Annotated in this window: 8 protein-coding genes and 1 pseudogene; 4 read left to right on the top strand and 5 right to left on the bottom strand. The window is 60.8% G+C overall.

Translation table 11 applies throughout. From position 1 onward, the window contains the following. Nucleotides 1-790 precede the first annotated feature (790 nt). Nucleotides 791-1,339, top strand: a complete 549-nt coding sequence (locus NKI19_RS11570; protein ID WP_352565878.1) for a dihydrofolate reductase family protein — start codon at nucleotides 791-793, stop codon at nucleotides 1,337-1,339. Between the two features lie 427 nt (nucleotides 1,340-1,766). On the opposite strand, the pseudogene NKI19_RS11565 reads toward NKI19_RS11570, so the two are convergent. From NKI19_RS11565 to NKI19_RS11545, 5 genes and pseudogenes are all read right to left on the bottom strand, one after another. Further along, nucleotides 1,767-2,429 (bottom strand): annotated as a pseudogene (locus NKI19_RS11565) (IS91 family transposase); the annotation flags it as partial. 176 nt (nucleotides 2,430-2,605) lie between these two features. Then, the gene (locus tag NKI19_RS11560; RefSeq protein ID WP_352565879.1) at nucleotides 2,606-4,171 is read right to left on the bottom strand and encodes an adenylate/guanylate cyclase domain-containing protein; all 1,566 of its coding nucleotides are present in this window, start codon (nucleotides 4,169-4,171) and stop codon (nucleotides 2,606-2,608) included. A 24-nt stretch (nucleotides 4,172-4,195) separates the two neighbouring features. Beyond that, nucleotides 4,196-4,567, bottom strand: coding sequence for a response regulator (locus NKI19_RS11555; RefSeq protein ID WP_352565881.1), 372 nt, complete (start codon nucleotides 4,565-4,567; stop codon nucleotides 4,196-4,198). Beyond that, a complete protein-coding gene (locus NKI19_RS11550; protein WP_352565882.1) occupies nucleotides 4,564-7,353 on the bottom strand; it encodes a response regulator in 2,790 nt (929 codons plus the stop codon). Before NKI19_RS11550 ends, NKI19_RS11555 begins: the two co-directional genes overlap by 4 nt. Beyond that, the gene (locus tag NKI19_RS11545) at nucleotides 7,350-8,111 is read right to left on the bottom strand and encodes a Tll0287-like domain-containing protein (RefSeq protein ID WP_352565884.1); all 762 of its coding nucleotides are present in this window, start codon (nucleotides 8,109-8,111) and stop codon (nucleotides 7,350-7,352) included. The genes NKI19_RS11550 and NKI19_RS11545 overlap by 4 nt, the downstream gene beginning before the upstream one ends. Nucleotides 8,112-8,720: 609 nt before the next feature. On the opposite strand from NKI19_RS11545, the gene NKI19_RS11540 reads away from it, so the two are divergent. Genes NKI19_RS11540 through NKI19_RS11530 form a run of 3 tightly spaced genes read left to right on the top strand, consistent with a single transcriptional unit; the run spans nucleotide 8,721 to nucleotide 12,282 of the window. Beyond that, complete coding sequence (locus NKI19_RS11540; protein WP_352565886.1) at nucleotides 8,721-9,719, top strand: LacI family DNA-binding transcriptional regulator; 999 nt, start codon at nucleotides 8,721-8,723, stop codon at nucleotides 9,717-9,719. Beyond that, nucleotides 9,716-11,233, top strand: a complete 1,518-nt coding sequence (locus NKI19_RS11535) for a sugar ABC transporter ATP-binding protein (RefSeq protein WP_352565887.1) — start codon at nucleotides 9,716-9,718, stop codon at nucleotides 11,231-11,233. Before NKI19_RS11540 ends, NKI19_RS11535 begins: the two co-directional genes overlap by 4 nt. Then, nucleotides 11,233-12,282 carry an ABC transporter permease gene (locus NKI19_RS11530; protein ID WP_352565889.1) on the top strand — a complete coding sequence of 350 codons (1,050 nt, stop codon included), beginning with the start codon at nucleotides 11,233-11,235 and terminating at the stop codon, nucleotides 12,280-12,282. The genes NKI19_RS11535 and NKI19_RS11530 overlap by 1 nt, the downstream gene beginning before the upstream one ends. The last annotated feature ends 36 nt before the right edge of the window (nucleotides 12,283-12,318 follow it).

Genomic DNA, 12,318 nt, shown 5'->3' with positions numbered 1-12,318 from the left:
TGATGATGTTACGTCACCGTTTCCATAGCCCTCGAAGCAAATGGAGAGTTCGCCACGTCCAGGATCAGCCGCCGCGCGCTACTCTTCCACTCCGGCAGCGCAGTCGTCGCCTCGACGGTTGCGGCAACGGCACTCGGCACAGAGTCGCCGGGCCAAGACCCAGAACCATCCAATAAACTGCGAACGCTGATTGACGTGCACAAGAAAGCATACTCGTCCTTCGGCGAAGCCTTGCACGAAGTAGGCGGTGGAAGAAATGAGTCCGCCAGAGCCAGCTGGGAGGAGGAGAGGGCGCTGCTCGCCATCTGCAGCTATGCTGCGGTTGGGGAAGCGGATCGCCTGGCCAAGGCCCGATACCTTTTAGAGATCGAGGCGCGCGGCGAACTCGACCTCGCAGAGCATATGCAGGCTATTCTCCAATCGACGATGTGGGAGCGATGATACGACTGGAATTCGGACGGTCTGCTGTTGAATGGCTGGTATGCGCCCATGTCGGTCTTAGAGTCAGCCGTTGCCTCTGCCCGAAAGCAGACACCACATTGCTTTCTGCGTGACGGCATCTGTGCGCCGGTAGCGGATGTCTTGCACTCGCCAGCTCTTCCGGTCAGCGGATAGGCCACCAGTCACCCAGCTGTTCAAGTGTAAGGTTGATGGGACAACGCAGGGCTCGTTTGCGGCATGAACGCTTCGTTTCATACCGCTTGCGATTTGCAAACAGTTGCGATAGCGTTGACCGATTGCAAACTGCAATCAGTTTAATCTGTGAACCCACTATGAGAAGGGGCTGGTCATGGGCAAACTTATCTTGGGAATGAACGTCTCCATCGATGGCTATGTCGATGACCTTGCCGGAAATCTGGTCATGGGCGCACCAGGCCAGAAGCACTTCGATTACTGGATCGAGACGATTCGCAACCATGCCGGCGCCGTGTATGGCCGCCGGATGTACGAGGTCATGCGCTACTGGGACGATGATCACGCGGAATGGGATGCTTCGCTTCGCCAGTTCGCGACACTCTGGCGCAAGCTGCCCAAATGGGTCGTTTCGCGCACGCTTTCAGGGGTCGGCCCGAAGGCCACGCTCATCTCCGGCGATATTGAAACGCAGATTCGCGAGATCGCGGCCCGCACGGACGGTACCCTGAGCGTTTCCGGTCCGGAACTGGCCAGCCTTATGACCAGGCTGGGCCTGATCGAGGAATATCACCTGCACGTGAGGCCGTTCGTGCTCGGCAGGGGCAAGCCTTTCTTCCACGAGGCAAGGCCTCCGCTGCAACTGGTGTCGAGCACATTGATCGATGACGATACGGTCCATATGATCTATGTGCCGCGAGACTGAACGATAAGGCGCTTCAGCGCATGCGAACCAACACGTACGTTCGCAATGGGCCTGATCCCGGACCTTCGCACCGAGGTCTCACATGTCCGCTTGCGTGCTGGGTACCCTAGCACCGGACGGTCTGCTGTCGTGAAGAGTTTCGGGCGCCGGCAGGCGCACGAAAGTCCCCGAGGAAGGAACCCGCGGGCCACAGCCGATGGCTATGGGGATTTCGATTTGCGGCTGATGTCGGCGATGTCGCGACCGCGGCCGGAAAGCGGCGGGTTTGATGCGGCCGGACCGCTTCGTTGCGCCTCCGCGCGGTGTTGTCGGAACGGTGGGCGGCTGGGCGCGGCTCTGTCGGCCTCGATGATCTCCATGGACGCGCGTCGATCCGTTGCCGGAGGCTGAGTGCCTGCGGCTGAAGGCTGGACCATACCATGCCGGGTCATGGACAGCTCCCCCGGTCCGGTCCCGATGCGGTCGGCGGTCCGCGCGGCTGCCTCCACCGTTCGAAAGTCTCGATGACGATCATGCGGCCGCCGCAGCATGGGCATGGCGGACGGAAGTTGTCTGGTTCCGCCGATGGATCGTTCGTGGCGGGAGGCGCGGCCGCGAGCAGTTGGCGGGCGAGTGCAAGGCAGTCCTTGCGGGAGCCGCTTGCGAGCAGGCCGTAGTGGCGGATGCGATGGAAGCCGCGCGGCAGGACATGGAGCAGGAAGCGGCGGATGAACTCCTCAATCGCGAGCACCATGACCTGCTGGCGGTTGGCGCTGTCACGGCGGTAATCCTTATAGCGGAAGGTGACACTGTTCTTGTCGAAGGCGATCAGGCGGCTGTTCGAGATCGCGACCCGATGGGTGTAGCGCGACAGGTATGCGAGCACCGCCTCCGGCCCGGCGAACGGCGCCTTGGCGTAGACCACCCAGCGCTTCTTCCGGACCGGCGACAGGTGGCGCAGGAATGCCCGCCGTTCCGCGAGATGAGCAATTGCGCCGAAGAAGGCGAGCCGGCCGGCGTCGTGCAGCGCGACCAACCGAGAGAGGAACAGGCGGCGGAATAGCTTGCCGAGCACGCGCACCGGCAGCAGGAAGGCCGGACGCGACGATATCGCGTAACAAGCTTGTGTTGGCTGCGGCGGCCGATGCTCCGGCGAGAAATAGAAGGCTCTGACGCCTGTTCATGAGGTAACTCCGGGTGAAAGTGGAACGCTAGTGCTGCATGCAATCGTTGCGACCCCAAGCATCGCTTCGCGAAATTCCCTTAGGCAGTCAGACATTGTTCCCATCAGTGTTGAACGAGATAGGTTTCAATCCTGCCGACACCTGCCAGTTCTACATTGCAGCGCGGTTCGAGCTTCCAGGAGGTACGCAGGGCCTGCTTGGTTGCCTCCGAAATCTGCATGCGGTCGGCCACGCCCTGAGACTCGAGCCGGCTTGCAATATTCACGGTCTCACCCCAGACGTCGTAGACGAATCGATGCCGGCCGATCAGGCCCGCGATCACCGGTCCCGTGTGCACGCCAATGCGGATCCGAAAACTATCGTTGCCCCACGCTAAGGGCTTCAACGCGTCCAGCATCGATTTCCCCAGTGCCACGATCCTGTCGGCATGGTCAGCTGCCGGTTCCGGAACACCGCCTGCAGCCATATAGGCGTCTCCGATGGTCTTGATTTTCTCCACGGAATGCTTCTCCGCCAAGACGTCGAACGTGCTGAATAGCCCATCGAGGCGCTTGATCAGGTCCGCCGGCGGCAACCTTGCCGCTATGCTCGAGAAACCGACAATATCGGCAAAAAGGATGGTCGCTTCATCGAACCGGTCGGCAATGAACTCTTCGCCCCGTTGCAGCCGTGCCACGATCTGACCGGGCAGGATCGCATGTAGAAGCGAGTTAGCCCGCCGCTTCTCCGCCTCGATCCGCCGAAGATACTGGTGCTCGCGGTCGAGCCAACGTTTCTTCTCCAAACTCGAGTTGATCCGGGCGCGCAGCAGGACCGGATTGAAAGGTTTAGGCAAGTAGTCGTCCGCCCCCGCCTCGATGCAGCGGACCACCGCGTCCACTTCGTCCAACCCCGATATCATGATGACAGGGATATGCCGCCATCGGCGCTCCGCTTTCAATCGCGAGAGCACCTCGATGCCGTTCATGTCCGGCATCAGGAGGTCAAGCAGAACCAGGTCGAACTCGTGTTCCGCGAGGTGAGCCAGCGCTGATGGACCGGACTCGGCAGTGACTACCTGATGACCGTCACGTTGCAAGCGGCGCGAGAGGAGACCGCGGTTGCTGTTGATGTCGTCGACGACAAGTATGCGCCCACCGTGGCCGGAGCTTGCGTCGTGCTCTGCCTTGATCAGTGCCCGTTCGAGCCCTGCCGCATCGATCTCAGCCTGATCCGTGGTCCGCGGTTCCTCGCTGTCGGGTGCGCGTGAGAGGCCGGCAATTGCATCGACATGCGCCAACAACTCGGCCGCCGCGGCGAGCATCACCGTGACATCCTCTTCCAGCGCATATTCGCGCAATTCTTCGGCTTCTTCACGAATCATTTCGGAATAGCCGATGATCGCGTTGAGCGGCGTTCGCAAGTCGTGGCGCAGTTTCGCCTCGATCTCGGCCCCTGCCCGGTTCTCATTATCGGCTTTGCCGTGGATCAGGCTGTTGATCAGGCTATTCAGTTCGCAAGCCGCGGCGCCGACCTTCTGTAGGTCGGGTGTTATGTGGACCAGACCGAGGCTCTGTACCTGTTCGGTCAGCAACTCCTGAAGTCCTGAGATTGCCCGCGCCGGTCCGGCGAGCTGCTGTGCCAGATGGACGGCGATCGCATGCCGTTGGAACTTGTTCTTGGCAGTCATATTTTCATACCGTCCGCCCGAGCCTCATCGATTCGCGGCGAGCAATTGTTCAATTTTCCCGACAAGTCGCGACAGTTCCACCGGCTTACTATCGTAGTCATCGCAGCCGGCCTCGAGCGCCATTTCGCGATCGCTGGCCATCGCGTGTGCAGAAAGCGCAATGATCGGGATTCCGGAGGTGGCCGGATCAGCCTTGATCCGCCGCGTCGCCTCCCACCCGTCCATGACCGGCAAGCTCATATCCATGAGGATGAGATCGGGCCTTTCCGAAACGGTGAGTTCCACCCCCGATTGTCCGTTTTCCGCAATGAGGACTTCGAACCCACGCCGCAGCAACCGTCGCGAGAGCATGTCGCGGTTCAATTCGTTGTCTTCTACGAGAAGGATCCTCGTCATCTCTGGCTTCCTTCAACTATAGGGGCGCTTCCGCGATCGGCGTTGCCGGCACCCGTCGACTCAAGTGGGAAGATCTGGCGCTCGAGGGCCTCGACCAACTGGGACCGACTGTTTGCGCCCTTGGTCACAACCGAGACCGCCCTGTCGCGAAGCCATTTGAGTTCGTCCGCCGACAAATCCTTCGAAGTTACGACGACGACCGGAATGTTTTGCAGTTCGGGCACCTGCTGCATCTCGTTCAGCGTCTGGAACCCGTCCATTTCGGGCATCAGCAGGTCAAGGAGGACCAGACGCGGCAGCAATCGCTTCATCAGCTTGAGGCCCCGCAGGCCATCGCTTGCCTCGTGAACCCGCCAACCCTTCTTGATCAGGATACGCCGAAGGAAGTCGCGCGAGGCTTGATCGTCGTCAATAACAAGCACATCGCGGTTGCCGCCGCCGCAAGCCTCTATCGTTCGAATAAGCCTCCGGGTGTCGATCGGCTTGGTGAGGTATTCGACCGCACCGAGTGAGAGGCCGAGTTCGCGATCTGCAAGTATCGTCGCAAGGATTACCGGAATCTCGCAGAGCTCCTTATCGGCCTTCAGGGAGCGCAGCACTGACCAGCCGTCCTGATGCGGCATGATGATGTCGAGAACGATCGCGGCCGGGCGATGCGCTCGCGCTGCGGCTATGCCTTCCTCGCCGCTTGCTGCTTCGATCGATGCCAGTCCCACCTCTGCCAAGGCCTTGGCGATGAGAGTTCGGGCGGCTGGTTCGTCATCTATGATCAGAACCGTCTGTTCCGACGGCCTCGACGACAGCGGCTCGGCTGGTTTCTGCTCGCCAGGATCTTCGTTGCACTCGGCTGGAATCTGCATTGTGAAGGTCGAGCCTTTTCCTAACTCGCTCTTGACGGTTACAACGCCTCCGATCATGCGGCAGAAACTCCGGGTTATGCTGAGGCCCAATCCCGTCCCGCCATAGTTGCGAGTGGTGGAGGCGTCTGCCTGCGTAAAAGCGTCAAAGAGCCGTTCTTGCTGCTTTGGCGTCATCCCGATCCCGGTGTCGGATACTCTGAATATCAGCCAGTCGCCGTCCGATCTCCTCTCGCGTCGAATCGCCAGCGTTACACGGCCCCCCTCGGTGAACTTGGCCGCGTTACTTAGGAGATTGAAGAGGTTCTGACGCAACTTCGTCTGGTCGGAATGCATCTTCCCGAGGTCGCCCGCGAGGTCCAGGACGAAACTGTTTCGGTTTTTCGCCATCAGTGGCGCGACTGTGGCCTGGACATCGCGCAATAAGTCGGCGACGTCGAAAGTCTCCAGGAAATTTGCCATCTTATTTGCCTCGATCTTCGACAGATCGAGGATGTCGTTGATGAGCGCGAGGAGATGGCGACCGGCCCCGGCGATCTTTTCCACATCTGGCACGAACTCGTTCATTTGCTGGCCGCTCGCCTCTTCGATCAGCATCTCGCTGTAGCCAATGATCGCGTTCAGTGGAGTGCGTAGCTCGTGGCTCATGGACGCGAGAAAGCTGCTCTTGGCCTCATTTGCCGCTTCAGCATGACTCTTGGCCCGCTCGAGTTCGACCTCTCTCTGCTTCAGTTCCGTGATGTCGGTATAAATGGCGACGGTTCCGCCGTCAGGGGTCTTTCGTTTGCTGACGCGGACCCAGCGTTCTCCGAAGCGCCCCTCGTGGACGAAGCCTGCCGGATCCTTCTGGATGCGCAGCCTCTTCGCAATCCACTCCTCCGGCGACGCGCCCTCAAGGTCGACGTGCCCGCTCGCCAAGCGTCTTTTCAGAATATCCTGAAGGCTTTTCCCAGGCAGAGTAGCTCGCTCATTATCGGGAAAGATTTCGCAGTATTTGCTGTTGGCAAGAAGGACCTTGTCCTCCGAGTCGAACAGGACAAATCCGTCAGAAATCGCCTCGAGTGCCGCTCCGATCGTCCGTCTTTGCCGCTCCGCCTCATCTTCCAGTCTTTGCTTTTCAATTGCGCTCGCCCGGAAAAGCCGAAGCGTCCGCGCCATCGCGCCGAGCTCATCCCCTCCCTCTGCCTGTATTTCGACGTCGTAACGTCCTTCCGTCAGATTTCCGATCACCCGGTTTAGCCGCCGCAACGGGCCGACGATCGAGCGAAGGACAAGGATGGTGAGAAGCGACCCGATCATCACCACGATGGCCACCAGAACAGCAGCAGTGGTCGCCGTTTTCTGGGTTTCCGTTACGACCTCGTTCCGGGCGGCTTCTGCCTCGGCGCTCGCTCGTTCAACGAGTTTGTTAAGCGCAGCATCCACATTTGCGCTGTGGGTGCGCGCCTGGGCGAGGAGAGTGTTGCCGATGATGCGGTTGTCTTGAGTATAGCTGTCTGCCGCCTCTAACGCTGTTTTGACATAGGCATCGATCTCAACGCGGATTTCCCTGACCGCATCCGGTGATGATTTTGAAAGGCGGTCCAGGTGTGCCAGGAGTCGCTCGCGCGCCTGCTCGGCATTACGCTGCGAATTCATCAACAAGCTAACCGACAGGTCGGTGAGCCAGTATCGCAATTCGCCGAATGTTACGTGCGCCGCAGCCGCAGTGGACGCGGCGTCGAAAAATGCCTTGGTCTCCGCGGTTCGATCTGCACTGCGATAAAGTGCCTGTGTGAGAAAAATGGAGGATAGGATGAGGCTGATAAGGCCGGCCGCTGTCAGCGCAGCTATGCGGGCCGAAATCGGTAGATTCGCAAAGCGACGTGCAAGGGGCCTCGCCGGCGCCGAAACCGCTTTCACTCGGGGTGATTGTTCCAAAGCGCTCATTTGAACAAGACGATGCTGATCGCGCCTCCCAGATCGCCCGCTTTGCCGCCCTCCTTTGGATATCCTGTCACGTCGATCTCGCCCTTCGGCTCGCCGTGACAGGAAAGGCACGAGCCAGTATAGTATTCGGGCAACAGCATTCGAAATGCCTGGCGTCCATCCACCGCTGTGACTTCCGTATAGGCTTCTCCCTTCGCTCTCTGCCGATCTAGCAAGACGCTTTTGATGATCTGTGCTTCCCAGGCGTCCGGAAGCGATTTGCGGTTGCGCACGAGTTGCTCTGGCGCAGTCACCCGCACCCGAGCTTCGCTGCCGGCCTTGGCGGCGAACTTGTCATTCATCAGACGCGCAAACACGGCCGGCACGAACCCTTTGAAAGCGGTTCCCGAGCGGTTGATGTTATCTTGTTGTTCGTTCACCACCTCTCGCATCGCCTCAATCTGGGCCTCAAGCAGACGACGGTCGCGCTCAGTCAATTCCCCGGAAAGCGGGTCGTGACCGGTGTGTTTTGAGTAAGCGACGATGGCCTCTCTCGCAATGCGCTCACCGTCGAGGTGCTTGTCGCCAAGAGCAGGGTCATTGATGAGCGTCTGATAGTTCGAGATGATACTTCGCCCCGCCCGGAGCAATTCCGCGAGTCGCGTTGCCGTCACGACATCGTCGGTAACTCCCGCTCCGATGGCCGACGACATGACGAGCGCGCCGCCGACAAGAACAGCGGCAATGAAAGTCCGCGTCAACGCTGACATGGCGGACATTTCCGTTTCCCTTCAAGGAAGGTCTTTTTGGTTTATTAGCATAACACGATAAAAGGCCGGGACCCAGCGACAAACTTCGAAGCTCAGGGAAGGAGCGAACGAAATACTCGGCGGCCGTTCGAAGCGTCACTGGCTTGTAACCCATCTCCGCCCAACGTCCGTTGCCACCGCATCGCCAACCCACAGCTTCGACGACTTCAGCCACTGGGGTGCTGCAAGCATGGCGACCACGGGCACGGCGCCGCACGGGCGCCTCATGCGTCAACCAGGTTCCCCCCACCAAAGATTGTGACAATGAGGTCTTATTCAACGCTGTTGGCTATTGCCGAAGACCAGCGAGTGAAGAGCTCGGTGTCGAGGCCAAGCCAGATCATTGCGGCGTCTATCACCACTGCTGGGCCAGAATACAGAATTCTATTCCAGGCATTGCGGCTGACAGCGCTACAATTGGCCATTTTCGAGAGGTTAGAAACGGCCCTCATGAGCATCGAAACGATTGCGCAAACGTTTCGACTGCGGTATCGTTTCGCTCAATGCGCCAATCAGAACAAGAGCGAATGGGAAACGCAGTTAGGGAGGAGCGCTTGCGAGCACCCCATTTGAGCCGCCATGCCGACAATGGCTGAAGTGGCGCGCCGCGCGGGCGTGTCGGTTTCGACCGTGTCGCATGTCGTCAACCGCACCCGTTTTGTATCGCCCGAGAAGGCGAAGCTCATCAACGACGTGATTGCCTCGATGGGCTATCAGCCCAACGAGCTGGCGCGGTCTCTCAAGGCCTCGACGACCAACAGCGTCGGCCTGGCAATCTCGGCAATTTCCAATCCCTATTTCACCGACATCATCTGCGCAGTGGAGGCCGAGTGCGCGCGTCTCGGTCTTATGGTTTTCCTGTCCGACACCCAGGACGACCCGGATCGCGAACTTTCGGTGGTCCGTGCTTTCCATCAGCGGCGGGTCGACGGCGTCATTCTGGCGCCATCGGGCGCGCCGCAGCGGGCGATCGACTATCTGGCCGAGAAGAAGTTGCCCTGCGTCTTGATCGACCGCTTCGCCGACGAACGCTTCGACCAGATCGGCGTTGAAAACCAATCCGCGATGCGGGCTCTTATCGATCACGTCGCATCTTTCGGCCACCAGCGGATTGGGTTCATTGCAGGGCAGCCGGGCCTTGCTACGACTCGCGAACGTATCGATGCGTTCAAGTCAGCTTTGATGGCCAACGGACTTGCCTACGTGCCGGAATATCTGCCGCCCGGGAACGTCGACACGGCGAGCGCTACGGCATCGACCCACGCGATGTTGTCATTGCCTTCGCCACCTACAGCGTTGGTCACCGGCAACAATATGGCGACGATCGGAGCGGTCCGAGCGGTTCGCGAAAAAGGTCTCGCAATACCTCGGGATCTTTCACTTGTCGGCTTTGACGACTTCGAATGGGCCGACTGTTTTGAGCCCCGACTGACCCTTATTGCGCAGCCTTGCACCGAAATCGGCCGGCAGGCGGCATCCTTGCTTAGTGCCCGAATTGCATCCACCGATATCGAGCCCCGCTCGGTGCGGCTTCAGGCGACGCTGCATGCCCGCCAATCTTGCGGGAGGCCGGCATGAGCGCGCCGCTTCTATCGGTTACAGGCGCCGTAAAACGCTTCGGCGGCGTCCAGGCACTACGGGGAGTCGATTTCGATCTCAAGCGAGGCGAGATCCACGCCCTGCTGGGCGAGAACGGTGCCGGCAAGTCGACATTGATGAACCTGTTGTCGGGAGTTTATGCGGCGGACGAGGGCGTGATTGAGATCGACGGCAAGCCAGTGCGCTTCAGCAATCCACGCGAAGCCCAGGGCGCCGGCATTGCCACCATCTTTCAGGAACTCGATCTCGTGCCGACGCTCGATGTGGCGTCGAACCTCTTCCTGGGCCGCGAGTTAGTGCGCCCGGGCGGCTTGCTCGATGTGGCGGCGATGCGCCGCGAGGCCCACAGACGGCTGGAAGCGATCGAACTCGCCATTGACCCGGCACGACTGGTCGCCGATCTCTCGATCGGCCAGCGCCAGGTGGTGGCGATCGTCAAGGCGCTGTCCTACGCGTCGCGCGTGCTGATCATGGACGAGCCGACGGCGGCTCTGACGGTGAGCGAGGTCGAAAGGCTGTTCGACATCATGCGCAAGCTAGCCGCCAGCGGCATCGGTATCGTCTATATCTCGCACCGGCTGGAGGAAGTGCCCGAGATCGCAGACCGGGTGACGGTGATGCGCGACGGGCGCGTTGCCGGAGTCACCGAGCCGCACGCCCCGCAAGCCGAGTTGGTGCGGCTGCTGGTCGGGCGTCCCCTCGACGAGCTTTATCCCCAGCGCGCTAAAGCAGTCGGCCGGGCGCTCCTCAGCTTGCGTAATGCAACCTTCCGGCTGACGCGCGACAGTGCCGGCTGGCAGGCCCCGACAGGGCTTTCCCTCGATGTGAATGAAGGGGAGATCGTCGGACTGGCTGGCATCATGGGGGCAGGGCGGACCGAACTTCTCAGCGCGCTTTACGGCACCGGCCTCTCCGGTCGCTGGGAGGGCGACATCGCCCTCGACGGGCGTCAGGTGAAGCTCAACTCGATCAGGGCGGCTCGAGCGGCTGGCATCGCCTTCGTCACGGACGACCGTCGCGGCAGCGGGCTAATGCTGAGGATGGCTGTCGGCCTCAACCTGGTCATGTCGGTGATCCGCCGCCTCTCGCCGGCCGGACTGATGTCGCCGGGCCGGCAGGCGGAGGCGGTGAAACAATCCTTCGGTCAGTTCGACATCCGGCCAAAGAACCCCGACATCGCCGTCGGCGCGCTTTCAGGTGGCAACCAGCAGAAGGTGGTACTGGCCAAGGAGATCTTAGGCAATCCGCGTCTTCTGCTGCTCGACGAGCCGACGCGCGGCGTCGATGTCGGTGCGAAAGGCGAGATCTATGCGCGGCTGAGGCAACTGGCCGCTCAAGGGTTGGGCATTCTGGTCGCCTCCAGCGAAATGCCTGAGCTGATCGGCCTATGCGATCGCATCGTAGTGCTGCGCCAGGGGCGCAACGTAGCGGAATTCATCGGCGGCGTCGACGAGCACACGGTGCTGGCCGCAGCAAACGGCAAGGAGACCTGATGTCTGACGAGACGACTTCGGCTGCAGGCGTGCCGTTGGCGGCAGCACCCGTGCATCGCGATCCGCTCGCTTTGGTCGTGCGCTTCCAGAGCTTGATCGGCCTGGTGCTGGTCGCGATCGGCGGCGTCATCTTCTCGCCGAGGCGCCATGGCGAGATCCTGTTCCTTGCGCCCGACAACATGGCCAACATCGTGCGCGCGGTGTCTGAAACCGGCATCATTGCCATCGGCATGACCTTCGTCATCATCACCGCCGGCATCGACCTTTCAGTGGGCGCCGTGCTCGGTCTCTCCAGCGTGGTTACCGCAACGATGATGATCTCCGGCGGCTTCGGGCTTATCCCGACCGTCCTTGCTGTGCTGGCAATGGGCACCGTCTTCGGCATGATCCAGGGCATGATTTCCAGCCGCTTTCGCCTCGAGCCGTTCATTGTCACGCTCGCTGGCCTGCAGGCGGCGCGGGGGCTCGCGCTGGTCGTTTCGGGCAACCAGTACATCAACATTTCCTATGGCGACGGTCCCGGCCTGGCGCCACCTGTTTTCGCGGTGCTGGGCGAGCGTCTGTTCAACAACACCGTGCCGGTGGCGACCATTGTCTTCATCGTCTTCGCCGCCATTGCCACCTTGGTACTGAACACCACGCGCTTCGGCCGCTATGTCTTTGCCGTCGGCGGCAACGAGCGGGCGGCGCGTATTTCCGGCGTGCCGGTCTCGGTGGTCAAGATGTCGGTTTATGCCATCACCGGCTTTGCCGCCGCCCTTGCCGGCATCGTTCATGCCGGCCAGTTCAATTTCGGCAGCGCCAATGACGGCATGGGCTATGAGCTCACGGCAATCGCAGCAGTGGTCATTGGCGGGACAAGCCTGTTCGGTGGGGCCGGCTCTATGGTCGGCACCGTCGCCGGGACTATCATGCTCGGCGCGCTCGCCAACATCCTTCAGCTCAACAACATCACCCCGGCCATGCAGTTGCTCGCGACCGCCGCGATCATCGTGCTGGCGGCAGTGCTTCAATCCCTTGTTCGCCGCCGCGAGGGTTTGGGCAGATAGCATGCAGACGGCGGCAAGTGGAAGGCGTTAGAAACC

It is taken from the genome of Mesorhizobium sp. M0751, assembly GCF_040320265.1.
Lineage (GTDB): Bacteria > Pseudomonadota > Alphaproteobacteria > Rhizobiales > Rhizobiaceae > Mesorhizobium.
This window is presented reverse-complemented; position numbering and strand designations above follow the sequence as displayed.